This window comes from Paraburkholderia sp. Ac-20342, from assembly GCF_017104985.1.
Classification (GTDB): domain Bacteria; phylum Pseudomonadota; class Gammaproteobacteria; order Burkholderiales; family Burkholderiaceae; genus Paraburkholderia.
The window spans coordinates 12,256-36,053 of sequence record NZ_JAAGPQ010000023.1; the positions used below are offsets into that span (position 1 = coordinate 12,256).

The window sequence follows — 23,798 nt, forward strand, 5'->3', positions numbered from 1 at the left end:
GCTGCTGGCCGGCGGTGGCGCGATCGCCGGGCTTTTCACCGCGCTCTATCTGGGCGCCACGAATGCGCTGACAGCCTGCCTGCTCCTGCTCAGCGCGGCAAGCATCTGCTGCCTCAAAGCCGATAACGAATTGCTGCGCCTATGGCGGCTCTTCGCGCTCGCGTACTTTTGCGTGCTGCCGGCCGGTCAGCTGATTGCGCGCGACGAAATCTATTTGACGCTGCTACCCGAGCAAAACCCGGCGACGATCTCATGGTTCGTGCTGAACATCATCGGCATCTGGGCGATGAACTTCACATTCATCGTTTTGCGCAATCGTCGCACGGGCGCGAGAGCGTCGACGCCTGTCGGAACGCCGGATATACGTCGCGCAGTTCTCGCAAGCCGCTGGGTCTATATGTTCGCGTTGCTTTCGCTCGCGGCACTCGCGTTCATCTACGTAAAGCTCGGCGGTTATCGGGCGATCGTACAGTTGTATGCGGATCGTCTCGAAACCTCGGTCACGCAGAACGATCCGCTCGAAGGACTCGGCGTTGTGCAAGCGCTGGCCAATACCGCACCACTATGGGTGTTCGCATGCGTGATGCTGCGACCCTGGCGTAGCCGGCTGATGAAATTCGCAGCATTCTCTCAACTGGTGGTGCTTGGCTGGCTGTCGTCGGGCGTGTTCGGCAACCGGCAGGGCATCGTGTTCGTCGTGCTGTTCGCCTGCTTTATCTATCACTCGTTCTCGGCTCAAATCAGCAAGCGTGCGGCGAAGATCGTCGGCGTGTGCGTCGCGATCGGCGGCCTTGCGATGATTCCGCTGAAGTTTGGTATCGACTATTCCGAACTCGGCAATCTGTCCAAGAACTTTGCTGACCAGCGGATGCTGCAACTGTCGATGGGACCGCTTAGCTTCTTCCTGTTTCGCGACCTGTCGCGTTTCGACGTGCAAGTGTTGGCGCTTCAGTCGGTATCGAAACCTGGCTACACGCTCGGCATGGGGCGCAGCTTCGTCGGCGCCGCCGCAGCAATCGTGCCCAAAGCGATCTGGAAAAACAAACCTGACACCTTCGCACGCGAGAAGAGCGATATTGTGCGCGAAACCGAAACCAACGATTCCGACGAAACAACACTGCTATTCGGAATGCCTGGAGAATTTCTCGTCAATTTCGGCGTGTTTGGCTATTTACTGTCGTTCATCGTCGTAGCATGGCTAATCGCACGCATCAATCGGATCGGTCTTGGCTCGCATTGGCGATGGCTGCCTATCAAGATCGTGTCGTACCCGCTGCCCTTCCTCTTTTTCCTGTTCGATTCGAACGTCCTTGCTTACTACGGGATGCGCTGGATCGTGCTGTTCGCTTTGCCACTGGCGCTGTTGCTGAAACAGAAAAAACATAGCTCGCGTCTTTACTATCGAAACGCCGGAGTGCGTGATGAGAATAGTCCACGTAGTTGAAACATGGATCGGAGGTGTTGCCAATTACGTGACAACGCTGATGATCGAGCAGCGCGATCGCGGACACGACGTCGTACTTGTCTGCGACCCGCGCAATATGGATGTCGCGAAACTCGACATCGACGGCATTCATGTCGTGTCATACCGATCGAGCCGCAATCCTCTGAAGTTTGCGAGCATCGCGCGTGCAGTGCGTGGTCTCGTCCAGACGCTGCATGCCGATGTGATCCACTGCCATAGCTCCTATCCCGGCATCTACGTAAGGCTGAACCGCTTCGACGGTGCCAAGGTGCTGTACACGCCGCACGCATGGTCGTTCATGAAGAAGGACATCTCACGTCCCACCGCATTCGCGTTTGGACTCGTGGAGAAGTGGCTCGCTCGGCGCTGCACGCGCATTCTTTGCATGTCGTTCGACGAAGTGCGCGCGGCACGCAAGCACGGCATCGCACCGGATAGGATCGAGCTCGTTTACACGGGTATTCCGACCGACCCCGCCTCTGATAGGCTCGCGAGCGAACCGGAAAACACCGTGCACCCTGCGCAGCAGATTCGGATCGGCTACTTTGGCCGTCTTGATTATCAGAAGGGCTTCGACATTCTCGTCGAGGCGCTGCCTCTCCTCAACGATAACCTGCACGTTCACGTATTCGGCACGGCGGTGCGCGGCAGTGTCACGATGCCGCGCGAAGCGTCGAGGACCACCTACCACGGCTGGATCAGTCCCGAGGAGACAAAGCTCGCGATGCGCAGTATGGACGTAATCGTAGTGCCGTCGCGCTGGGAGGGTCTTGCACTCGTGCCGATTGAAGCAATGCGCGCAGGCAAGGTGCTCGTCGTATCGAGCGAAAGCTCACTACCTGAACAGGTCATTCATGGCTACAACGGTTTGATTCTGCGGCAGTTGACAAGCACATGCCTCGCCGAGCAACTCAACTCTCTGTCCATCGACGAATGCCGTCGCATGGGCGCAAATTCGCGTCACGTGTTCGATCACGCGTTCAACGCTGACAAATTCTTCAAATCGCTGATGAACTGCTATGAGAACGCCTGACGTCTTTCTTCTGCACGCGTACAGCTCGCGTAACAGCGGCGACGGCCTACTGGTCAAGCTAAGCTTGCAGGCGATCCGCGATGCGGGCTTTGCGCAGCGCGTCACGGTCGTATGTCTGGACCCGGCGTCATTCGTCGGCTATCTCGACGATCAGCACATCGAGCTGATTTCGCTCTGGCAATTCGTGGCGAGAACGTTCACACAGGCGTGGTTCCGTCGGGCACCGGTATGTTTCGGTGTCGGCGGCGGCTATCTGCGCGCAGGCACGTGGAAGGAGGGCTGCAAAACACTCGTTGCACATGGCCTGCAGATCGTGTGTGCGTCGCTATGGAAGCCGCGCGCGCGCATCTATCTTCCGCAAAGTGTCGGACCGTTTTCTGGCTTGCCAGGCAATGTACTCAAATGGCTTGTGCGTCGCCACATCGACACAATTTTTTTGCGTGATGACAAGAGCGTACGCGAACTGACCCATCGACACGCGGTGAGAATCGGCGATCTGGTCGTGCTCGAAATCAGCAAGCAGCCGCCTGTTCCGCGCCGCGCCACCGTGACATCGCCTACTTCTTCGATATTCAGTACACGGCGCGATGTGTACTTCGTGTTTCGCGATCTCGGCGACAAGCCGTATGCGGACGCCTACGTCGCGAAACTGCGGCGCCTGGTCCAACTCACGCCCGATGCACGCCTTGCCTTGCAGAGCTCCGGACGCGGCAACAGCGACGATATGTTCTACCGACGGGTGTTCGGCATCGAATCAGCGCCGGCGTTGCGCGACGTGATCCGCCAGGAAGATGCGATCGTCGTATCGGTGCGACTGCACGGCAGTCTCGAAAGCGTGCTCGGCGGCCTGCCGAGCATCCACATCGCCTACGAGCGCAAGGGGCAAGCCGCATACAGTGATCTTGGCCTATCCAGCTATGCGTACCATGCGGAGAGCTTCGATCCCGACACGGTTACCGCTGCAATCGAAAAGCTTCGACGCGATCCAGCACCGTTCTGGCAGCAATTGGCCGATGCATCGACGAATCGTTATCGCGAAATGATCGAACGGATCAAGGCAAAATGCGATCCGTCGATCACGCTGCTGATCGACGGCAACTTTCAAAAAGTTGGAGATCAGATCTTCAGCCCTCATATGGGTCATCGGAAGTTCGCAGCACGCTTCACCGAGAATTTCTCCAGCGTATGTATTGCCGCTCGCTCGTTTCCCGCACAGCACGCCCGCGGCGATCTCGTGACTGGCGAAGCAACGCACTTCGTTGACCTCGGAAATCCGCGCGGCGTCAAAGCCCTGATCGGTCATCTACCGCGACTCATATGGCGTATCTGGTGTGTGATCCGCGATGCGGATCTGCTAGTGCTGCGCTTTCCAGGCAATCTCTCTCTGCTCGCGATGCTGCTGTGCCAGGCGAGCGGCAAGCCGTTCTCCGCGGAGATCGTCGCCGATCCGGGTGACTATTTCAGCGACACGGCATCATCCCATCCGTTGCGGCACATTGCTCGCCGCGTGCATTGCTGGGCCACACGTCATGCGGCGAAGCATGGCCGCACGGTACGCTATGTGACGGTCGGCGCACTGCAGGCCATCTATCCACCCCGCGCGCAAGCGCGCTCATTCGGATTCAGCGACGCGTATCTGCCTGATGAACTGTTCGAGCTTCGCGACGATACGTACACCAGACGCAACGCCGAAACCGGCGTGTTCCGCATCGTCAACGTGGCAATGATGCACAACGAAAGCAAGGGCCACTCGGTCCTACTGAAAGCAATGGCCGTGCTACGCGCGCGTGGACTCAACGTCGAACTCACGTTGATAGGCGATGGCGCGCAGCGCGGCACCTTCGAACAGCTAGCGGCGCAGCTCGGTCTCGGCGACTGTGTGCACTTCGCAGGTGCGTTGAGCGGTGACGACGTACTAAACATCGTAAGCCAACATGCGCTCTTCGTGCTGCCGTCACTACAGGAAGGTATGCCGCGTGCGTTGCTCGAAGCGATGGCAGTCGGCATTCCAGTGATCGCAACACAGGTTGGCGGCGTCGGCGAAGTCCTCGAACTAGCAAGTCTTATACCGCCAGCCGATATCGATGCACTAAGCGAGAAGATCATGCACGTCGCCACCGATGCACAATGGTGCGACCAGCAGAAGAAACGTCAATACGAAACAGTGCGACGTTTTCGCTATTCGGATTTGCAGGCACAGTATCGCCACTATTGCGAGGCGCTAAAAGCATATGGCTGACATGAAGCGGGACGTCGTCTATGTCATGCTTGCGTCCGCGTTGCCGGCGTTTGGCAATTTCATCGCGGTCGCACTCGCGCTCAGGTATCTCGACGCGGAGTGGCTAGGAAAATCCTATGCACTTGTCGCATTCTTTTTTGTCGCGATCGATCTTTTCAATTTTGGCTCGCCGCGTATCTTCACGGTCGAACAGGTGCGTTCGCACGTGTCCACGCTGATCTTTCTGGATTGTCTTAGCGCACTCGGGTCAACCGCAGTGTTCTCAACGATAGGTGCGCTGTTCGCGCATTATGGTCTGTTTGCACGCACACAGCTCGGAATACTGATGATACTCGCGCCGGCCTGCTATGGTCTTTCCCACTTCTCGTTGGGCATACTGCGCTTCTATGGACGTAGCGGCACGATCTGTTCGATTTCGACTATCTCGGCGTTTAGCCGTGTGTTGATCGTTGTGCTGCTGGTGGAAAGACGCTCGCTTGATGCATATCTTCCCGACCTGCTGTTACTCGTCGAAGCGATATATGGTGTGATGCTGCTTGCCGCGTACCTGCATTCGCTACGACGAGGGCCACCGCCCGACTCCGGATTCTTCCGCCCTGAGGCGGAAAAATTCCGCTTTCGGACTTTCGACTACAAGGCGTTCTTCGTGCAGAACCGCAAGGAGATTCTCGGTAGCTGGTACGGCAATGCGATTTGCTCAGGCGCGAAGCACGTAGACATCATGATCGTCACGTTCATTGTCGGACCATCAGCGGGTTCGCTCTATCGTGGCGTGAAAAGCGTGCACAACCTTGCGTTCAATTGCGGCCAAGGCGTCGCACTCGTATTAAGTGGCGCGCTCAAGCGAATCATGAACGCGCTCTTGCACGTGCCGCAACGTCATGTGATAGCCGCTAGCGTGATAGTGCTCATTGCGCTCGTATCGTTCGCGAGTTGGCTCGCTTGCCGCATTCATCTGTTCCCGATTGCGATGCTGGGCGGCTACACGATGCAATTTGGCTTCATGTTTGTCGCGTTCCTTGGCGCGATGCTGATTTTCTTGTGCCGTGTGCTGTCATTAATGGTGTTCTCTACCAACCGCGCGGCCTTTGTCAAGATCTCGACTCTCGAAGTTGGCGCTTCGCTCGCGTTCGTATCGGCGTTGTCGTATAGCTTTGGGCTGATTGGCGCGCTGACCGGCATCGTAATCGCGAGCATGCTCGTGTTAGTTTTGTCGTTGATGATCAGCCGACGCGCCGCACGACGATCAATCGAGAAACCGGTTGTCAGTCAATGGCAGGGAGGACTACAGAAATGAAACGCCGAACACTCGTTCTCGGCGGTGTAAGTTCGGTGCCCGCTTGGCTAGCCGCGCAAATATCGGTTGCGTCGGCGGCATCGAAAGTATCGACACAGGCGGAAGACTTGCGCGACACCAAGCGCGTATTCGCGCATTACATGGTCGCGTGGCCACGCAGCGGCCCGAACGCGGGCGTCGACAATTACATTGCCGAATTTCGCGACGCACACCAACGCGGCATCGACGGCTTTGCTCTCAATTGTGGTGGATGGCATCGCAGCGAGCCACTGTACCGTCAACGCGTGCTGACGATGTATCGCGCCGCAGAACAGTTCGGCAACGGCTTCAAGCTATTCGTCTCTGCAGACGGAAAAGCGCAGGACGAACTCGAGGACATCGTGCAGACGACCGCGAATCTCCCGGCGCAGCTGATGGTTGACGGAAAACCTGTGATATCCGCATATGGATTAGGTGGCGATGACTCAGAGCGTGGCGAGGCACTGATCAAGCAGGCGGAATCGCTCGGCGCGTACATCGTGCCGCACTTCATGCCGTCGACGAAAGAAGCTGAAATCGGTGATGCAACCGCCAAGGAAATCGCATGGCGCTGTCATTCCGCGCAGGGTTATTTCTATTTCGGTGCGGCGGGCGCGCCGGACTCGCTCGCGCGATCGATTGCGCATCTCGCTACTGCACTAAAAGCGGCGGGAAAGCTCTTCATGGCACCCGTCACACCGTATTACCGCGGGCTTGCGAGCGGCACAAACTATCGCGCATTTGAAACAAACGGCTTTTCTGGCATGGCAACCGAATGGATTGCCACTATTCGATCTAACGTCGATTGGGTGCAGATCGTCACATGGAATGATTGGGCCGAATCGACGTATGTCGCGCCGATCGGTAGCAACGCAAGCGCACGGGTTTACGCTCCCCGCTTCGGATTATTGCCGAGTCATACAGGCTATCTCGACGCGAGCCGCTACTTCATTGAGTGGTTCAAGCGCGGGACTGCACCGACAATTACACAGGATAAGTTCTATTATTTCTACCGCTTGCACCCGGTGGGAATCGGTGCGGCTGCTGCTGTCGGCAGTACAGGTGGTGCTGCAATCGCCCCGCGTTCAAGTACGCCATTGACCGCGCTGGTCCACGTAACGACGTTCCTCACTGAGCCCGCAACGCTTGAGATCCTGCAAGGTAATACACGAGCCGTGCGTGAACTGCCTGGCGGCGTTAGCGAAGTCGCCGTGCCAGCCCTGCCAGGCACCCCGCGTTTCTTGCTGACGCGCAACGGCAAGACGATCGCAGACAAAAGCGGTGAGGAACCCATTCGCACCAACGATTTTACCGGTGCATTCAACTACTTCAGCGGGCAGTCGGCGCCAGATTAAGTAAATCTCGGATAACGGGACGTTACTCGTAACGTCCCTCCTCAATTACAGATCACATTTCAACTCAAGCACGTCCCTCAACCCCGCCTGCGGCCGCGCCAACAACGCCCCCTGCGCCAACACATCGGGCCACCGGCCCAACCACTCGAACTGCTCCCGCGTATCGACGCCATTCACAACCACCCGCACACCGAGCTCACAGAGCAGATCCATCACCGCCGACATCACCACACAAGCTCGCCTGTCACGCGGCACCGCGCTCATCAATTCGCGCGCAATCGTAATCGTGTCAACATCGAGCGCACCGAGCAACGCAAGTGACGACGCCCCATTCCCCCAATTCCCCAGCGCCACGCCCACGCCGGCCTCGCGAAGCCCTTCCGTCATCGTGCGCAGCGAAAGCAGCTTCGCCGCTTCGGCGCTATCTGTCACCTCGATTTCGAACAGATGCAGCGGCACACCATGCGATTGCGCAGCACGTGCGAGGTCATCAGCAAACGAATCGAGCAATGCGATCTGCGTGGGCACCGTGATCGCTATGGGCTGCAACGGTAACTGCATGGCAACGCAATCGCGCAGTTCGCGGCATATGCCATCCACCACGAATGCGGCCATTTCTCGTGCCACTTGCGGATGTTCAAGTGGCATCATGAAGATACCCGGCAGCAGTAATCCGTATTCGGGGTGCGTCCAGCGAAGCTGGGCCTCGAGCCGCGCCGGCGCGCCACCTTCCACGCGATATGCACCCTGAAACACGAGATGGAACTCGCCAGCATGCAGGCCTTCGCAGACACGCGTCTCCAGTTCGCTAAGTCGCGCGGTCGTGTTGTCGGCGCCGTTCGCATCGTTCTGCGCGACGGCGGCCAAACGCGCGGTCATCGTGCGCGCAAGCGCGACATGTTTCGCAGGGTCAAGCGTGTGCATGGCGAATACGTCTTTTTGTATAAACGCGCATATGCAAGCACGAGTCGCGCCAGATATGACACGGATTCGCCGATTATTTGCAAAAAGACCGTAAAAGTCTTTTCGATCAAGGACTTCGGGAACAATATCTTGATGGGAAAAATGGCTGTGGCACACCGTACGATGTTTGCGTAACGTCGCACGTTACGTTGCGTTGTGTTGCCCGTGACGTAACGCAACGACAAGCGCGGCCCTATCACACCATACGGGCGGGCTCGTATATCGGCATAAAATGCAGGAGATTAAGAAAGTCAAATACGGAAAATTGCGTGCCTAACCATTTGACCGGCTCTGCAAGATTGACTAGTATCCGCTCCGACGCAATATTGACCAGCGACTGCGAATTTCCCTTAAGTTCATTCAAGGCAGCCGATGCTAGAAATCCCGCTCTCCGACGCCAACTGGGATCGCGTCAAGAGTCTGTTCCCCGAACCGCCCGCCTCAACTCGCGGGCGGCCACGCCGCAGCGATCGCGACATTCTCGACGCCATCCTGTGGCTACAGCAGCGAAAAGAAAAATGGCACAGACTTCCGGCAACATTTCCACCGCAACAGACCTGTTATCTGCGCTATACGATGTGGAAAAAGGCCGGCATTCTAAAGCGGGTGAATGAATTACTCGCCATCGACGAAACAGATGTTTGAATCCATCGACTCAAACGGATATAGCTCGTCTGCACACAAGACCAGATGCAGACGTTTAATTACCGCGCCGTAGTCTGTCCGTCGTGACCTATCATCGAGGCGCAGCCTACCTCTTCAACCTTATCGAAACATTAAGAAAACACCCCTCCCAGCACTTTTCTTTCCAACCTTAACAACAACTTAAGCTCCACCCAAAACACAAAAAATATAGTCCTCAAGCCCCCTCGAACGACGCCGATAGACAGAGCGCAGTACTCGTTTTCCAACCAGGAGAGAGAAATGTCTATTCAGGCAGTTGGTCAAAGCCCGGCGGGACCCACAGGTTCTGCTGTCGCGTCGGGTTCGGCCTCGGCATCGGCATCGGCATCGGCATCGGCATCGACGGCACCCGCATCCAGCAAGAGCGCTTCGTCGTCGACAGGATCGTCCACCAGTTCCACCACCTCGTCGTACACGGTCAGCATCAGCAGTGCCGCGCGCGCCATGCTGGCCGAAGCCAGCGAGACGTCGGTTCAAACCGAGCAGGAAGCGGCAAAGGGTGATCATCAGGCCCAGCATCTGCTCGCGAAGGAGGCCGCAGCCAAGGCAGCTTGAGTAACGCCTGCAAGCCCCTCCCAAAAAAACAGACCGCCGCCCGAGAAACCGGCGGCGGTCTGTCTTCAACGCAAGCGCAGAAATACTTGAGCAGTAAATTGGGCTTTCACCGCGAGAAATGCTCAGCCTAAAGAACGCTCGACCTCCCGCAACGCCCACGTCACTCTCGCGAAACAAGAGACACGAAACCCGAAACTCAGAACCGCGTACGAATCCCCGTCGTCAATTCCAGCTGATTCTTCGCGCCATACGTCGTCGCCACGACGTAACCGTTGTGCAGCTTCATATAGTCACCGGCCACATATAGTTCGGTGCGCTTCGACAGGTGATAGAACATCGACGCGTACAGGGTTTCCTTATAGCCGCTCGCGGTGCCCCCATCGGGATTGAAGGCAAGGTTGGCATTCGCGGTGCCGCCGTTATCGTCGAATGCCGCATTCGATGCATGCATCTGCTGGTAGCCGATTGCGTAGTCGAACGGTCCCTTCGGCGAGAGTTTGAGCGACACGGTCCACGCATTGTCGTGACGTTGTCCCAGCGCGCCCTGATCGCCCGTGTAGTGGAAATAGCCGGCGTTCACGCGAACGATGCTATACGTGTAGTTGCCGCCGATCGAATACGATTTGTTCGTGAAGCCGTTGTTGTTGACATGGTTGAAGAACGCGGACACATTGAACGGTCCGCCGTTATAGCCGAGTGCGCCGGTGTAGGTGGCGTCGGTGCCAAAACTCGTGTGATTGCCGAATGCGTAGCCCGCCGCAGCAAATATGCCGTTGCTGAACAGCTTTTTCCACACCACGCTGTTTTCATAGCGAGTACCCGTGGCACTGCCCGCGTAGAAAATCAGTTGCTTGAAGTTATTGGCATTAGTCCAGCCGCCTTCTTCGGTGGTCAAGGCGGCGCTGCCGTATGGGTCGCCGTAAATCGCGGCGGCATCGCGTGCCACGGTGTTCTGGAAGCCCGCCGTCACCTTGCCGAATGTGTCGCTTTCGATACCCACCCATGCGTCGCGATCGAAGATCTGGCCCGGGTCTTCCATTGCGCCATCGCTCACGCGGTATTCCGCTTCGAGCCTGAAGATCGCCTTCAGCCCGCCGCCGAGATCTTCCGCGCCTTTCATGCCGAAACGGCTACCGCTAAACCACGGCTCGCCGTTAATGCCCATCGAGATGACATGCTTGCCTTCGGCATTCGCATTGGTCTGATACGACACCGCGCTCAAATCCATCAAACCGTAAAGCTGCACGCTCGATTGTGCGTGAACGTTGCTCATGGCCAAAGCACTGCCGCCTGCCACCAGCAAAAACCTGGTCTTATTCCCCATCTTCTCCTCCGTTCCTGCTGTGTTGAATTGATCGGACATCTGCTTGCATAGCAATGCCAAGAATAGTCAGAGCAACCCTTCACGCCTCTTTCGCGCAGGAGCGGCGGAAGTCGGTGAAAACACTAGAACGTATGATTTTGACAACAGAAGACGGGTAAACGAAACACGTATTTATCGCGCTGTCGTCTCAGGTCGCAGCAAATGCCTCGTGCGGTTCCTCTTCGCGCAGAATGTAGCCGAGTCCGCGCAGCGTCATGATCTTCGCGCTCGATGCCGCGAGATGCTTGCGCAAGCGGTGAATATAGATATCGATCGCGTCGGCGCTCGGCTCTTCGTCGAGCGTGAAAACCTTGTCCATCAGCGTCGCTTTGGAAACGGTCTTGCCCTGCTTCAGCATCAGCGTTTCGAGAATCGCGTGTTCGCGGCGGCGCAGTGGCAAACGCTCGTTTTGCAGCAGGAATTCGCGCGAATCGAACAGATAGCACAAATCTCCGCATTCGATCTGCTGCCCCTTGTCGCCCGCCGCCTGACGGCGGATCAATGCCTTGATGCGCGCCACCAGTTCGCGCGCATCGAAAGGCTTGACGACATAATCGTCGGCGCCGGCGGAGAAGCAGGCCACCTTGTCGTCGGTCGAGCCATTTGCGGTCAGCATCAGCACCGGTACATTGTCGCGCTTGCGGCGCAACCGCTTGAGTACCTCTTTGCCGCCGATGCCGGGCAAACGCATATCGAGCAGCACCGCGTCATAGCATTGCAGACCGAGCAGCGTTTCCGCGCACTCGCCGTTCTGCGCCCAATCGATGGCGAATTGCTCGACCTGCATCAGGTTCATCACCCAGCGGGCGAGGTCCGCGTCGTCTTCCACAAGCAGTAGTTTCATCGTTCCTCCCTCTTTTGCGGGTCGCGCGACGCGTCAGGCTGCGCCGATCCATAAAGGCATTTCGACCGTCGCGACGAGGCCGATACCGTCGTCATTCGGTTCGAGCCTCACGCTACCGCCCTGGCGTCGCGCAATCTCGCGCACGATCGGCAAACCGAGTCCCGTTCCTTCGGCATGACTCGACGCGCGATAGAAGCGCTCGAACACACGCTCGCGTGCTTCGGCCTTGATGCCGGGTCCGTTGTCGATCACGCGTACGATCGCCATCTCATCGCGCCGCTGCGTCTGCACGGTAACGTGACCGCCGGCCTGGATATAACGCAGCGCGTTATCGACGAGATTGGTCACGAGTGCAGAGGTCAAGGCTTCGTCGCCGGTCACGTATAAGCCGTCTTCCAGCTCGGCACCCAGATCGATTGCACGCGACTGTGCGAACGCAATCAAGTCTTCGAGTACGCCCGCGATCAGCGCGCTCAGATCAATACGCTCGCGCGCACTCGACGGCGCAACCGACTCGGCCTGTGCAAGCAGCAACAGCTTGTTGGTCAGCGTGGTCAGCTTGCGGCTGCTCTTGTGCATGCCCGCGAGCGCTTCGGCGAGCGGTGCGTCCCGGTTGTCGCGTTGCCGCGCGAACTGGATCTGCGCGACCAGCAGCGCAAGCGGCGTGCGCAACTGATGCGCGGCATCGGAAATGAACTGCCGCTGCGTCGCCGCCTGCTGGCCCATTCGCGCAATGCACTGATTAATCGCCTCGACAATCGGCCTGAGTTCGACATGCAGACGCGCGACGCGAATCGGTTCGAGTTGCGACGCATTGCGATCGGCAACGTCGTCCTTCACCTTCATGAGCGGCAGCAACTCGAAGGTCAAGCCAAGATAGACGAACACCATCGCGAGCACCAGCGTCAGTACTTCGCCGGACAATTGCGGCCGCAGCAGACGCCACACCATCGCATCGCGCGAGCCCTCGGTCTTCGCGACCGCGACGATCACCTCCTCGGTGCGCCCCGAGTCGTAGAGCTGCCGCACATAAGCCACCGCGCGCGCCTCGCGGCCGTCGTCGAAATGCGTGGAATAAAGCGTGGGACTATCGCTCACGTGCGGCGGCAGCGGCAGGTCGGGACTGCCCGCAAGCAGACGATGTCCGCTCGCCTCGACGCGATAGAAAACGCTGTCCTGTTCCGGCGATTCGAAGAGTTCGAGCGCAGCCGGCGGAATCTGAATGGAGACCGAAGAACTATCGTCCCAATCGATATCCTCGCCGATGATCCGCATCGACGAAAGCAGTGCGTTGTCCTGCACGAGATCCGCCGTGGTCTGCGCGAAGCGATATGAAATCGCGACGGAAATGGAGACGAATGCGGCCAGCGGCAACAGGAGCCACCACAGCAAACGTCCGCGCAAGCTGCCTGAAAACACGATGCGTCGATCCTTTTGTGTTCGAAGCGACAAGCGCGGTCAACCCGCTTTCAAGGCTTCACGTCACTGACAAACTGATTGGTAAACGTGCGCGACAGATCGATATGCCGCCCCTTCACTGTCGGATTGAATGCCGACAGTACTTTGAGCACCGTCTGCGGACCGTCGGCGGGCATCTTGCCGTCCACGGTGTACATCGGCAGCGAAGCCTGCAATGCGCTGACATAAAGCACCCGGTCGCCGCCAATCGCTTCTTGCGGCATCTGCGCGGCAATCTGTTCCGCGCTATGCGTGTGCATATAACGCAGCGTTTTCACGAATGCGCGCGCGAGTTTGGCGGCTTCGTCGGGATGCGCGTCGAGCCAGGTACTTTGCATATAGAAGCTCGACGCCGGATAGGTGCCGCCCAACGCCTCGCGCGTACCGTCGACGTTGCGCATATCGACGAGTACTTTCGCCTCGCCGGCTTTCAATAAGCGAGTGACGGTCGGCTCGGTCGTCATGCCCGCCTGAATGTGCCCCTGCCGCATTGCCGCAATAAAACTGCTGTCCGCGCCGACCGGCAACAGCGTGAATTGCGTGGACGGCACGCCGGCGCGTTGCGCGAGGTATTGCGTGAGAAAACTCGTCGACGAACCGAGCCCGGTTACGCCGAGCGTTTTGCCGCGCACGTCGGCCATGCTTCTAACGGAAGCGGCCGATTTTGCCGCGACCAGTTGCACTTCACCGGGCACCTGAGCGAATACGACGATCGTCTTCACTTCCTTGCCGCGGGTCTGCAAATCGATCGTGTGATCGTAAAAGCCGACCACGCCCTGCACCGCGCCCGCGAGCATTTCGTTTTCGCCGTCGATTCCGGTCGGTTGCGACAGCAACTCGACGTCGAGCCCTTCCGCCTTGAAATAGCCGAGCTGTTCGGCAAGACGCGCCGGCAAATAGATAAGCTTGTCGATGCCACCGACCATGATCGCGAGTTTCTCCGGCTCGGCGGCTTGCGCGGGCGTCGCGAGTTTCGCGAGCGCGCACAACACGAGCGACGCCGCGACGGCGGCACAGGCCGCGCGCGAGAAACGCGTCAGGGGAAGCTTCATTGCGGGTGTCTCCGTTGTCCTGCTTCGTGGCGCCGCGCGAGTCGCCTGTGCCTGATTCTGAAGGTGCGAACCCTTCCCGATGCTTTCACAAATGTGAAATAGCGCGAACCTCGGGTTTGTCCCGATCACTTCATCGCCGCACGCGGAAACATCACGGCAATATCCACGCCCTTGCCGCCGTCGCCCGCCTTCAGCGATATCTCGCCGTGATGCGCATCCGCAATCTCACGCACGATCGCGAGTCCAAGCCCCGTGCCGTCCGTATCCGCCGAGGCCCTGAAAAAAGGCTCGAATACGCGGCTGCGCGCTTCGGCCGGAATGCCGGGGCCGTTGTCGATGACGCTTACCGTGACCGTATTGGCATCGGCATGCACCGCAACCGTCACGTGACCGCCACTGCCGGTATAACGAATCGCGTTCTCGGCGAGATTCGCAATCAGTGCCTGTAGCAATCCACGATGCCCCACCACCGGCGCGGCGCCGTGCAACTCCGCGCCGAGATCGATTTCGCGCGCCTGCGCGAGCAACGCAAGGTCTTCGACGACTTCCATCGCGAGCGGCACCAGGTCGACGCTTTCCATTGCGAGTTGCGCGCTGTCGGCGGCCTCGGCCTGCGCGAGCAGCAACAGCTTGTTCGTGAGCGCGACCATCGACCGGTTGCTGCGATGCATCGCGCCCAGCGCCTCGTCGAGCGCGGGATTGATCCCGTCCTGCTGCCGCGCGAATTGCAGTTGCGTACCGAGCAGCGTCAGCGGCGTGCGCAACTGATGCGCAGCATCCGCGATAAAGCGGCGTTGCACCGCCACCTGCAAGCCGAGCCGCGCAATGCACTGATTGATCGCATCGACGATGGGACGCAATTCCGTGTGCAAACGCTCCACACGAATCGGCTCGAGTTGCATCGGATCGCGATCGGCAACCTCGTCTTTCACTTTCATCAGCGGCCGCAATTCGAACGTGAGTCCGATACAAACGAGCGCAACCGCCAGCACGATCATTTCGATCTGCCGGATCAGTTGCGGCTGCCATAGCTGTTTCGTCATCGCGTCGCGCGAGCGCGCGGTCTTGCCGACCGTCACGCGCACGCGCCGCGTCACGCCGTTGTCGTACATGAGCCGCGCGATATCGACCGCGCGCACCTGCTGGCCGTGCAACGCCGTGTAGTACGAATCCGGCACGTCGGGCGCCCGCGCGGGACGCGGCGGAAAGTCGGGCGTACCCGCGAGCAGTTGCCCGTCGTCGACACGCACGCTATAGAACACCTGGTCGCGATACGGCGAGGCGAAAATCTCGAGCGCGGCAGGCGGCACGTCCACGCGCAGGAATCCGTCGCGCCATTCGACTTCCCCCGCGATCATGCGCGCCGACGCCACCAGTTGGTTGTCCTGCACGAGATTCGCGGTACGCCGCGCATTGTCGTATTCGGTCTTGCCGGTCACGAACACATAGAGCGCGAGCGGCACGAGCAGCCACCATAGCAAACGTATACGCAGGCTATTAGCCATTGTCAGTGGTCGTCTTCTTTCTTGCGCAGCAGATAGCCGAGCCCGCGCAGCGTGACGATCGCCGCGGAACTGCCGTCGAGCTTCTTGCGCAGACGCGAGATATAGATCTCCACCGCGTCTTCGCTGGGCTCGTCCGCGAGCGTGAAGATCGCATCGACGAGCGCGGGTTTCGTCACCGTCTTGCCGAGGCGCAAAATCAGCGCTTCGAGCACGGAGCGCTCGCGCGGCGTCACATTGAGCGGCGCGCCTTTGAGCGTGAACTGGCGCGTGTCGATATCGAACGACAGATCGCCGCACACCACCTCGCTCGCTTTCGACGGCGACTGCCGGCGAATCGCAACCTTGATGCGCGCGATCAACTCACGCACTTCGAAGGGCTTGACGAGGTAATCGTCCGCGCCGGCGCCGAGCAGTTCCACTTTTTCGTCGATCGAGCCGCTCGCGGTCAGGATCAGCACCGGCGTCGCATCGCCACGCTGACGCAAACGGCGCAGCACGTTCTTGCCCGAGAGCTTCGGCAAATTCAGGTCGAGCAGAATCACATCGTAGTGATTCGTGCGCAGCAGACGGTCGGCCTCGTCGCCGTCCTGCACGGCATCGAGCGCGAATGCCTCCTGCTCCAGCATCTTCGCGAGCCAGTGCGCAAGCGTGGGATTGTCTTCGATGAGCAGCAGCTTCATGGCGGCAACGGCAAAAGTCAGGCCGTCGATTGTGCCGTAAAACAGGGGGTTTGCGCGCTTCCTGTGGGATTTGCGCCATACGTCCCCTGTCCGCTGTCGACGCCGGTCAAGTGCGTCGCGCAGTGGCGGGCTGATTGCGGCTCGCTTGCGGCTTAAGCGCGGCTCGTTTTCAGCACATTCCCGGCGCATTTTCGGCTTATTTTCGGTGCATTTTCGGGTTAACACCCATGTTTCGCGCTCCCTCCCGAAAGCTCGCAGAAGGTTTCGCATTTTTATAATCGCCGCCATTCACCCAGAAAAGCGCCGCTTATCAGGCTGCGGCGACCACACTTAGTTAAGGAGACTGCTTCATGCGTACCTTGCGCCAGATTGCCGCCGTGTCAGGTGTTGCTTTCGCCCTTGCCGCCGCTTCGGCCGCCGCTCACGCCGAAAAGATCACGATCATGGTGGGCGGTGCCACCAAGATCATCTATCTGCCGGCCAAGCTGACCGAACAGCTCGGCTACTTCAAGGACGAAGGGCTCGACGTCGAGATCCTCTCGCAACCGGCCGGCGTCGACGCGGAAAACGAACTGCTCGCGGGCGCGGTGCAAGGTGTCGTGGGCTTCTACGATCACACGATCGATCTGCAGAGCAAGGGCAAGGAAATTCAGGCGCTGGTCGTGTTCGGCCAGGTGCCCGGCGAAGTGGAAATGGTTTCGACGAAAGCAGCCGATACCCTTAAGAGCATGGCCGACACGAAAGGCAAAACGCTCGGCGTGACCGGCCTCGGCTCGTCGACGAGCTTCCTCACGCAGTACCTCGCGCAACGCGCGGGCGTACCGGCCACGCAATACACGCTACTGCCGGTCGGCGCCGACAACAGCTTTATCGCGGCGATCAAGCAGAACCGCATCGACGCGGGCATGACCACCGAGCCGACCGTTTCGCAATTGCTGAAGACCGGCGACGCCAAGGTTCTCGTCGACATGCGCACGCTCGACGGCACGCGCGCCGCGCTCGGCGGCACGTACCCCGCATCGAGCTTCTACGTGCAGCGCGCATGGGCGGAATCGCACAAGGACGAGGCCGCGAAGCTCGCGCATGCCTTCGTGAAGACGCTCAACTTCATTTCGACGCATAGCGCGGAAGATATCGCCGCGCAAATGCCGAAAGACTACTACGGCAACAACAAGGACCTGTACGTCAACGCGCTGAAGGCCTCGCTGCCGATGTTCACGAAGGACGGCAAGATGCCGGCCGACGGCCCGGACACGGTGCTGAAAGTACTGTCGGCATTCAATCCGTCGGTGAAGGGCAAGCACATCGATCTCGCCAAGACCTACACCAACGAATACGTATCGGCGCCGGTCAAGACCGCGTCGAAGTAACGCTTCTTTCATATCCAGAGAACTGCGAGGCTCCGCCGATGAATCAACCTATGTCACGCGATACGCCAGCAATTGAAATGCGCAACGTGTCGTGCCGTTTCATTTCACCGGACGGCAAGGCAACCATCGCGTTGCGCGATTTCAGCATGTCGGTGGCACGCGGCGAATTCGTCGCGGTGGTCGGCCCGACCGGCTGCGGCAAGTCCACCACGCTGAGCATGATTACCGGTCTGCTGAAACCCACCACCGGCGAAGTGCGCGTGATGGGCGCGCCGGTGGACGGCATCGATCCGCGCATCGGCTTCGTCTTTCAGGCCGATGCGGTGTTTCCGTGGCGCTCGGTGCTCGACAACGTCGCGGCCGGTCCGCTCTATCGTGGCCGCTCGAAATCCGCCGCCTACGACGAAGCGAACGAATGGCTGCGCCGCGTGGGCCTCGACAAGTTCGGCAAGCACTATCCGCATCAACTGTCCGGCGGCATGCGCAAGCGCGTCGCGCTTGCGCAGACCTTCATCAACAAGCCGGAAATCCTGTTGATGGACGAACCGTTCTCGGCGCTCGACATGCAGACGCGCACGCTGATGCAGGACGAACTGCTGCAATTGTGGGGCGGCGTCGGCTCGGTGGTATTCGTCACGCACGACCTCGAAGAAGCGATTGCGCTCGCCGACCGCGTGTTCGTGTTGACCGCGCGCCCCGCGACGCTGAAGAAAGTCTACGAAATCGATCTGCCGCGCCCGCGCGTCACCTCGGAGATTCGCTACGACTCGCGCTTCATCGAGATTTCGCGCGACATCTGGCACGACCTGCGCGAAGAAGTGCAAATCGGTTAATCAAGGAACGGCAACCATGTCCACGCCCTCTCAACAGATGATGCCGTCCGGCATCGACGCCGCATCGCTCGCTCAGGTCGAGCGCATTGCGCAAAAGAAAATCCGCCAGCGCCATGTACTCGTCGTCTCGCTGCGCATTCTCGTACTCGTGGTCGTGCTCGGCGGCTGGGAACTGTCCGCGCGCCTGAAATGGATCGACCCGTTCTTCTTCTCGATGCCGAGCGCGATTTTCGAGCAGATCGTCGACTGGTTCGTGAACGGCACGTCGCAAGGTCCGCTGCTTACGCAGGTATGGGTCACGCTCGAAGAAACCGGGCTCGGCTTCATTATCGGCTCGGTCGGCGGCATCTTCTGCGGCATCGTGCTCGGCCGCAACAAGCTGCTCTCGGACGTATTCAGCCTCTACATCAAGATCGCCAACTCGATTCCGCGCGTCGTGCTCGGCTCGGTGTTCGTCATTGCACTCGGGCTCGGTATGGCGTCGAAAGTGGCGCTCGCCGTCGTGATGGTGTTCTTCGTCGTATTCGCCAATGCATTCCAGGGCGTGCGCGAAGCAGACCGCTACATGATCGCGAATGCGCAGATTCTCGGCGCGTCGCGCCGCCAGGTGACGACCTCGGTCGTAATTCCGTCGGCGCTCAGCTGGATTCTCGCCAGCCTGCATGTGAGCTTCGGCTTTGCGCTGGTCGGTGCGGTGGTCGGTGAATTTCTCGGTTCGAAGCAGGGCATCGGCCTGCTGATTTCCACCGCACAGGGCGCGTTCAACGCAAGCGGCGTGTTTGCGGCAATGATCGTGCTGGCCGTGGTCGCGCTGGCAGCGGACTATCTGTTGACCGCGATCGAGAACCGCCTGCTGAAATGGCGGCCGACTTCGGTTTAAGCGCAGCGTAATCGCCGCGCCGCTTCGAATCCGGCGCGCAAAGCGGTACCAATCGTTTCCCGATTCATCACGAATGCCGTTCGGTCTTTGGCCGAACGGCATTTTTGCTTCTATATCTTCCGAATCGATCTCGCTCGACTTCGCTGCGCCGATCATGCGCGATGGGTCGCCCCCGCCACTCACGCGTTTCCGTTTTAGCCGGGCTCTTTCGCGACCAGACGTTTTGCGCTAAGTTGGCAGCGCCGCAACCGCACCCAACCACCCAACCACCCAACTCTGTCCCACCTGGAGCGATAAAAAATGAGTGACGTCCAGCACAGCGCGCAGAACGATCCGATCGAACATGTGGTTCTCCTGCTGATGGAGAACCACTCGTTCGATCAGATGCTCGGTTGCCTCGACGCCGTGCATGACGGACTCGACGGCGTGCGCAACGCCGCCACGAAATCGAATGCCGACGGTCAGGGCCACACGTTCCACCCTCGCGCCACGCGCGAGCGGCAAATGAAGCACGATCCGAATCACGAGCACGAGGCCGTAATGGAGCAGATTGCCGCGGACAACAGCGGCTTCGTGCGCCGCTTCGTGAAGGACTATCCGAAGAGCAGCCTCGCCGCGCGCCAGGACGTGATGGGCTATTACCCGCTCGGTTTTCTGCCCGCGCTCCATACGCTCGGCAAGCAGTTCACCGTCTGCGACCGGTGGTTCTCATCGCTGCCGGGGCCCACGTGGCCGAATCGCTTCTTCGCGTTGACCGGCACGTCGATGGGTCAGGTGGCCATGCCATCGGGACTCGATGCGCTCAATCCGCACTGGTACACCGAGCAGAGCCAGGACACGATTTTCGATCGGCTGAATGCGGCGCAAAAAACATGGAAAGTCTATTTCTACGACTTTCCCGCATCGCTGCTCTTGAAGAACCAGCGGCACGCCGCGAACCTCGCGAACTATCATCTCTTCGAGACGTTCTTTCACGACGCAGCCGGCCCCGCCGACGCGTTTCCGCAATTCGTGCTGATCGAGCCGAAGTACTTCGGCGAAGCGCAGAACGACGATCATCCGCCGCACAACATCATGAAAGCGGAGAAGCTGATCGCCGATACCTACAATGCGCTGCGCTCGAATCAGGCGCTGTGGGAACGCACGTTGTTAGTGATCCTGTACGACGAACATGGCGGCTTCTACGACCATGTGTCGCCGCCCTCAAACGCCACCGCGCCGGACGACCACACCGCGAGTTTCGACTTCACCCGGCTCGGCGTGCGCGTGCCCGCGATTCTCGTGTCGCCGTGGTGCAAGGCCGGCGTGTGTCACACGCAGTTCGACCATTGCAGTCTGCTGAAATACCTGTGCGACAAATGGAAACTCGCGCCGCTTGGGCTACGCACGCAGAAAGCATCGAGTGTGGGCGAAGCAATGGGCGGCACCGATGTCGCGCGTACCGATACACCGGCTTTTATCCGCGTGAGCAATCAATTGCTGATTGCCGAGCATGTGGAACTCGAACGCAAATCGTCGAACGGCAATCAGCACGGACTGCATTATTTCGCCGATTACCTGCACGAGGAACTGGACCGGCTTAGCGCGAACGCGGTGGCATCGGCAGCGCAACTCGCGAACGCCGGCAACGCGTGGGTACGCTTCAAAAGCACGTTGGGCTCGCTAATGACGAGCTTCGGGCAATGGCTCAGCAAGGATTTCTACGCAGCGCGGGACCAGCGCGATGCGCGCACGAGCGACGCATTCACGCGTCTTTCGCAATCGGTCCGCAAAACGACGGGCGCGCCATCGAAAGATGCAAGGGCCAATACCGATCAAACCCGCCCCGTTTCTCCGAAATAGCATCGGCTCGGAGCATTGACCCATGTCTCTTCGGATCGCAGCTCGCGGCTCACGCGAACCGCATAAGCACGCGTTAACCCTTAAAGGTTCCGCAGCTTTATCTCAAAATTAGCAATAAACATTCAACGGATGACCTATTACTCTCTCCAGTTATCGAAATTACAATGTAATCACTGACTACGAACAACAACGTTCGCAGCACGACAAAACCCAAAACTGGAGGTAAGTATCATGAAATCGCTCATTCAAGCCGTTGTCATTGCCGCCGCAATCGCCGCTCCTGTCGCTTCGTTTGCGCAAACCACCCAGCCCGTGACCCGCGCCCAGGTGCGCGCCGAACTGGTTCAACTGGAAAAGGCCGGCTATCAACCCGGTCTCGCCGACCCGCAGTACCCGGCCAACATCCAGGCCGCTGAAGCTCGCATCAATGCGCAAAACGGCGTGAGCCAAGCCGCGGCAAGCGGTTTCGGCGGTGTGACCAGCGGTTCGTCGCAATCGGGCCGTGTGGCTCCGGCGACTGGCCCGAAGTCGGTCTACTTCGGTCAGTAAGCAACGCAAGTCGTTAAAAAAACTGGCCCGCGTCCGGTGATACCCGGACGCGGGCCAGTTTTGTCCTGTATGTAACCGTTACCTCCGTCATCGGGCTTCCGATGACTTAGCCCGGACCTTCACGGTCTGGGCGCTTTTTCACGGCGCTCTGCGTGCGTCGCGCCGAATACCCGGCAACGCTATCAGCCGCTCAGTCGCGCGCGATCAGATCGCCGACCTGACCGCGTCCGGTCACGAGGCAGCTTGACAGAAAGCTCTCGCTCTGCGCGCTGGCCCCGGCTTCTCCAAAGCCCTTCTTCACAGCGTCCGATTTGACGAGCGCCGCGCCCTGGTGGCACGTAATCGTCCCAACCTCGCCGGCCTGAGCACGCATCAACGCCCTATCTGCCATCAGATAGCCAAGCAAAAGCACCAAGGCAATGTTGAACGCCTGTCGCATGGGTCGCCTCCTCTTTTGGAAGAGACTAACGCGAAGCGCGAGCGCACGGTCCTGGGGCTTTCCCGATTATCTGCTTATTTCATGATCCCAATTAAATCGGGTAGTACTCCGCCGCGATTTGCAGTGAAATAACGCGTATTGCCAATTTTTGCCGGGCCGATGCACCCTGTTCCATTTTGACCGACTCGATGCAATGCGAATCGAATGTCCGTTCGCCCCGCGCGCAGCCCCTATGTGAAACGCTTACAACCGTGCTTCGATCCGCCTGATGCGTTTCTCGATCGCATTGCGCACCAGCGCATTCGAGGGCACCAGCAGCAGCGACGACGCGATGATCCGATATACCGCATGACGCGTGACTTTCGATACCTTCGCAGGATCGAGCCATGCGTCGTTATCCGCGAGCAGCACGAGAGTGTCGAGGCCGATCAGAATCGGCCACAAGCACGCGAGCCGCAAGCGTACCGCATGGGCCGGAATCGCGAGCGTGTAATCGAGCGACGCGCGATAGTGCTCGATCGCCTTGCGCAGAAGCTCGACGAGCAACGGCCGCGCGCGCATCGAATTGGCCGGCTCCAGCAGTTCCTCTGCGCTCAGGCCGTGACGCTCCAGCATGTTCTGTGGCAGATAACAGCGGCCAATGCGCAAGTCCTTGCCGCAATCGCGCAGCACGTTGGTCATCTGTAAGGCCTTGCCGAAACGCACGCCGAGTTGCGTCATCGTATCGGGCGGCTCTTTCAGCGTGCCCGGCATATGCGCGTAAGTCATCGTGGTCCAGAATTCGCCGACGCAGCCGGCAACCAGATACGTATAGCGATCGAGTTCGCCGTATACGCGCAGCGCCGCGATCTGGCCGGCGCGTTCGTCGGGGAACGTGCGCAGATCGAATTCCATGCCTTCGGTCAGCGTCGAAACGATTTCCCGCACGGCCTTGCGGTCGGATTCGCCCAGTTGCGACAACACGTCGAGCGCGGGGCCCAGCGATTCGAGCAGTACTTTTTCATCCGATTGCACCTGCTGGCCCGCGACTTCGGCGGCGATGCGCTGAAACGGCGCGCTATCGACAGCCACGCCATTCACCTGCTCGCGCAGTGCGAGCACTAATACGAGGCGTTGTTCGGGCGGAATCAGCGAGGTGTCGGCAATCGTGTCGGCCGCGCGCGCGAGCAGATAGGCAAGGCCGATCGGATCGCGCATGCCGGCGGGCAGCACGCGCAGCGTCAGATAGAAGGAGCGTGAAACGCCTTTCAGGAGCGGGCCGAGAAGGAAGGCCCGGGTCGGAGTCGGCATGGGTTGGATCGGATCGCGGTACAAGGCGTAGGAAAAAATGCGTTCAATCAATGCACTGACGGATGCGTTGCGGGTAGGTCAGGC

The 23,798-nt window shown here is 59.4% G+C and carries 21 protein-coding genes; 11 read left to right on the top strand and 10 right to left on the bottom strand.

What is annotated here, in order from left to right:
- The first annotated feature begins 172 nt into the window (after window positions 1-172).
- Genes G3N58_RS12200 through G3N58_RS12225 form a run of 5 tightly spaced genes read left to right on the top strand, consistent with a single transcriptional unit; the run spans window position 173 to window position 7,407 of the window.
- A complete protein-coding gene (locus G3N58_RS12200; RefSeq protein WP_205999270.1) occupies window positions 173-1,444 on the top strand; it encodes a hypothetical protein in 1,272 nt (423 codons plus the stop codon).
- The gene (locus G3N58_RS12205) at window positions 1,422-2,498 is read left to right on the top strand and encodes a glycosyltransferase family 4 protein (protein WP_205999271.1); all 1,077 of its coding nucleotides are present in this window, start codon (window positions 1,422-1,424) and stop codon (window positions 2,496-2,498) included. The genes G3N58_RS12200 and G3N58_RS12205 overlap by 23 nt, the downstream gene beginning before the upstream one ends.
- Entirely contained in the window at window positions 2,485-4,737 is a 2,253-nt protein-coding gene (locus G3N58_RS34155; RefSeq protein ID WP_241017089.1) for a glycosyltransferase, read from the top strand. Before G3N58_RS12205 ends, G3N58_RS34155 begins: the two co-directional genes overlap by 14 nt.
- Window positions 4,730-6,034, top strand: coding sequence for a hypothetical protein (locus G3N58_RS12220; protein WP_241017090.1), 1,305 nt, complete (start codon window positions 4,730-4,732; stop codon window positions 6,032-6,034). Before G3N58_RS34155 ends, G3N58_RS12220 begins: the two co-directional genes overlap by 8 nt.
- Complete coding sequence (locus G3N58_RS12225; protein ID WP_167042546.1) at window positions 6,031-7,407, top strand: endo-1,3-alpha-glucanase family glycosylhydrolase; 1,377 nt, start codon at window positions 6,031-6,033, stop codon at window positions 7,405-7,407. The genes G3N58_RS12220 and G3N58_RS12225 overlap by 4 nt, the downstream gene beginning before the upstream one ends.
- 45 nt (window positions 7,408-7,452) lie before the next feature.
- On the opposite strand, the gene G3N58_RS12230 is transcribed toward G3N58_RS12225, so the two are convergent.
- Complete coding sequence (locus G3N58_RS12230; RefSeq protein ID WP_205999272.1) at window positions 7,453-8,331, bottom strand: EAL domain-containing protein; 879 nt, start codon at window positions 8,329-8,331, stop codon at window positions 7,453-7,455.
- 411 nt (window positions 8,332-8,742) lie between these two features.
- Here G3N58_RS12230 and G3N58_RS12235 point away from each other — a divergent pair, with 411 nt between their 5' ends.
- Window positions 8,743-9,015 carry a transposase gene (locus G3N58_RS12235; RefSeq protein WP_205989758.1) on the top strand — a complete coding sequence of 91 codons (273 nt, stop codon included), beginning with the start codon at window positions 8,743-8,745 and terminating at the stop codon, window positions 9,013-9,015.
- A 299-nt stretch (window positions 9,016-9,314) separates the two neighbouring features.
- On the opposite strand, the gene G3N58_RS12240 is transcribed toward G3N58_RS12235, so the two are convergent.
- The 7 genes from G3N58_RS12240 to G3N58_RS12270 form a co-directional block, all read right to left on the bottom strand.
- Window positions 9,315-9,500 (bottom strand): hypothetical protein, encoded by a 186-nt coding sequence (locus G3N58_RS12240; protein ID WP_205999273.1) that lies wholly within the window; start codon window positions 9,498-9,500, stop codon window positions 9,315-9,317.
- Window positions 9,501-9,805: 305 nt separating this feature from the next.
- The gene (locus G3N58_RS12245) at window positions 9,806-10,882 is read right to left on the bottom strand and encodes a porin (protein ID WP_240158958.1); all 1,077 of its coding nucleotides are present in this window, start codon (window positions 10,880-10,882) and stop codon (window positions 9,806-9,808) included.
- Window positions 10,883-11,120: 238 nt separating this feature from the next.
- A complete protein-coding gene (locus G3N58_RS12250; protein ID WP_167042553.1) occupies window positions 11,121-11,816 on the bottom strand; it encodes a response regulator in 696 nt (231 codons plus the stop codon).
- A gap of 33 nt (window positions 11,817-11,849) precedes the next feature.
- A complete protein-coding gene (locus tag G3N58_RS12255; RefSeq protein WP_205999274.1) occupies window positions 11,850-13,235 on the bottom strand; it encodes a sensor histidine kinase in 1,386 nt (461 codons plus the stop codon).
- Window positions 13,236-13,285: 50 nt separating this feature from the next.
- On the bottom strand, window positions 13,286-14,326 hold the full coding sequence (locus G3N58_RS12260) for an ABC transporter substrate-binding protein (RefSeq protein ID WP_167285201.1): 1,041 nt from the start codon (window positions 14,324-14,326) through the stop codon (window positions 13,286-13,288).
- 125 nt (window positions 14,327-14,451) lie between these two features.
- Window positions 14,452-15,831, bottom strand: a complete 1,380-nt coding sequence (locus G3N58_RS12265) for a sensor histidine kinase (RefSeq protein ID WP_205989762.1) — start codon at window positions 15,829-15,831, stop codon at window positions 14,452-14,454.
- A gap of 2 nt (window positions 15,832-15,833) precedes the next feature.
- Window positions 15,834-16,511 (bottom strand): response regulator, encoded by a 678-nt coding sequence (locus G3N58_RS12270; RefSeq protein ID WP_167042559.1) that lies wholly within the window; start codon window positions 16,509-16,511, stop codon window positions 15,834-15,836.
- Between the two features lie 350 nt (window positions 16,512-16,861).
- Between G3N58_RS12270 and G3N58_RS12275 the strand changes: the two genes are divergently transcribed.
- The 5 genes from G3N58_RS12275 to G3N58_RS12295 all read left to right on the top strand — a co-directional run bounded on the left by G3N58_RS12275 (window position 16,862) and on the right by G3N58_RS12295 (window position 21,985).
- A complete protein-coding gene (locus G3N58_RS12275) occupies window positions 16,862-17,881 on the top strand; it encodes an ABC transporter substrate-binding protein (protein ID WP_167042561.1) in 1,020 nt (339 codons plus the stop codon).
- Between the two features lie 38 nt (window positions 17,882-17,919).
- Window positions 17,920-18,714, top strand: coding sequence for an ABC transporter ATP-binding protein (locus G3N58_RS12280; protein ID WP_167285198.1), 795 nt, complete (start codon window positions 17,920-17,922; stop codon window positions 18,712-18,714).
- Between the two features lie 16 nt (window positions 18,715-18,730).
- The gene (locus tag G3N58_RS12285; RefSeq protein WP_167042564.1) at window positions 18,731-19,594 is read left to right on the top strand and encodes an ABC transporter permease; all 864 of its coding nucleotides are present in this window, start codon (window positions 18,731-18,733) and stop codon (window positions 19,592-19,594) included.
- Between the two features lie 300 nt (window positions 19,595-19,894).
- On the top strand, window positions 19,895-21,436 hold the full coding sequence (locus G3N58_RS12290; protein WP_205999275.1) for an alkaline phosphatase family protein: 1,542 nt from the start codon (window positions 19,895-19,897) through the stop codon (window positions 21,434-21,436).
- 231 nt (window positions 21,437-21,667) lie between these two features.
- On the top strand, window positions 21,668-21,985 hold the full coding sequence (locus tag G3N58_RS12295) for a DUF4148 domain-containing protein (protein WP_167285195.1): 318 nt from the start codon (window positions 21,668-21,670) through the stop codon (window positions 21,983-21,985).
- A 190-nt stretch (window positions 21,986-22,175) separates the two neighbouring features.
- On the opposite strand, the gene G3N58_RS12300 is transcribed toward G3N58_RS12295, so the two are convergent.
- Complete coding sequence (locus tag G3N58_RS12300) at window positions 22,176-22,424, bottom strand: hypothetical protein (RefSeq protein WP_167042568.1); 249 nt, start codon at window positions 22,422-22,424, stop codon at window positions 22,176-22,178.
- Between the two features lie 243 nt (window positions 22,425-22,667).
- Window positions 22,668-23,714 (bottom strand): phytoene/squalene synthase family protein, encoded by a 1,047-nt coding sequence (locus G3N58_RS12305; protein ID WP_205989764.1) that lies wholly within the window; start codon window positions 23,712-23,714, stop codon window positions 22,668-22,670.
- Window positions 23,715-23,798 lie beyond the last annotated feature (84 nt).

Excerpts from the sequence above, each read along its gene's own strand:
- G3N58_RS12245 (WP_240158958.1), bottom strand. The coding sequence starts at position 10,882 with ATGAGCAACGTTCACGCACAATCGAGCGTGCAGCTTTACGGTTTGATG.
- G3N58_RS12295 (WP_167285195.1), top strand. The coding sequence starts at position 21,668 with ATGAAATCGCTCATTCAAGCCGTTGTCATTGCCGCCGCAATCGCCGCT.
- G3N58_RS12270 (WP_167042559.1), bottom strand. The coding sequence starts at position 16,511 with ATGAAGCTGCTGCTCATCGAAGACAATCCCACGCTTGCGCACTGGCTC.
- G3N58_RS12265 (WP_205989762.1), bottom strand. The coding sequence starts at position 15,831 with ATGGCTAATAGCCTGCGTATACGTTTGCTATGGTGGCTGCTCGTGCCG.
- G3N58_RS12240 (WP_205999273.1), bottom strand. The coding sequence starts at position 9,500 with ATGGCGCGCGCGGCACTGCTGATGCTGACCGTGTACGACGAGGTGGTG.
- G3N58_RS12205 (WP_205999271.1), top strand. The coding sequence starts at position 1,422 with ATGAGAATAGTCCACGTAGTTGAAACATGGATCGGAGGTGTTGCCAAT.
- G3N58_RS12285 (WP_167042564.1), top strand. The coding sequence starts at position 18,731 with ATGTCCACGCCCTCTCAACAGATGATGCCGTCCGGCATCGACGCCGCA.
- G3N58_RS12300 (WP_167042568.1), bottom strand. The coding sequence starts at position 22,424 with ATGCGACAGGCGTTCAACATTGCCTTGGTGCTTTTGCTTGGCTATCTG.
- G3N58_RS12225 (WP_167042546.1), top strand. The coding sequence starts at position 6,031 with ATGAAACGCCGAACACTCGTTCTCGGCGGTGTAAGTTCGGTGCCCGCT.
- G3N58_RS12235 (WP_205989758.1), top strand. The coding sequence starts at position 8,743 with ATGCTAGAAATCCCGCTCTCCGACGCCAACTGGGATCGCGTCAAGAGT.
- G3N58_RS12230 (WP_205999272.1), bottom strand. The coding sequence starts at position 8,331 with ATGCACACGCTTGACCCTGCGAAACATGTCGCGCTTGCGCGCACGATG.
- G3N58_RS12280 (WP_167285198.1), top strand. The coding sequence starts at position 17,920 with ATGAATCAACCTATGTCACGCGATACGCCAGCAATTGAAATGCGCAAC.
- G3N58_RS34155 (WP_241017089.1), top strand. The coding sequence starts at position 2,485 with ATGAGAACGCCTGACGTCTTTCTTCTGCACGCGTACAGCTCGCGTAAC.
- G3N58_RS12275 (WP_167042561.1), top strand. The coding sequence starts at position 16,862 with ATGCGTACCTTGCGCCAGATTGCCGCCGTGTCAGGTGTTGCTTTCGCC.
- G3N58_RS12305 (WP_205989764.1), bottom strand. The coding sequence starts at position 23,714 with ATGCCGACTCCGACCCGGGCCTTCCTTCTCGGCCCGCTCCTGAAAGGC.
- G3N58_RS12260 (WP_167285201.1), bottom strand. The coding sequence starts at position 14,326 with ATGAAGCTTCCCCTGACGCGTTTCTCGCGCGCGGCCTGTGCCGCCGTC.
- G3N58_RS12290 (WP_205999275.1), top strand. The coding sequence starts at position 19,895 with ATGAGTGACGTCCAGCACAGCGCGCAGAACGATCCGATCGAACATGTG.
- G3N58_RS12250 (WP_167042553.1), bottom strand. The coding sequence starts at position 11,816 with ATGAAACTACTGCTTGTGGAAGACGACGCGGACCTCGCCCGCTGGGTG.
- G3N58_RS12220 (WP_241017090.1), top strand. The coding sequence starts at position 4,730 with ATGGCTGACATGAAGCGGGACGTCGTCTATGTCATGCTTGCGTCCGCG.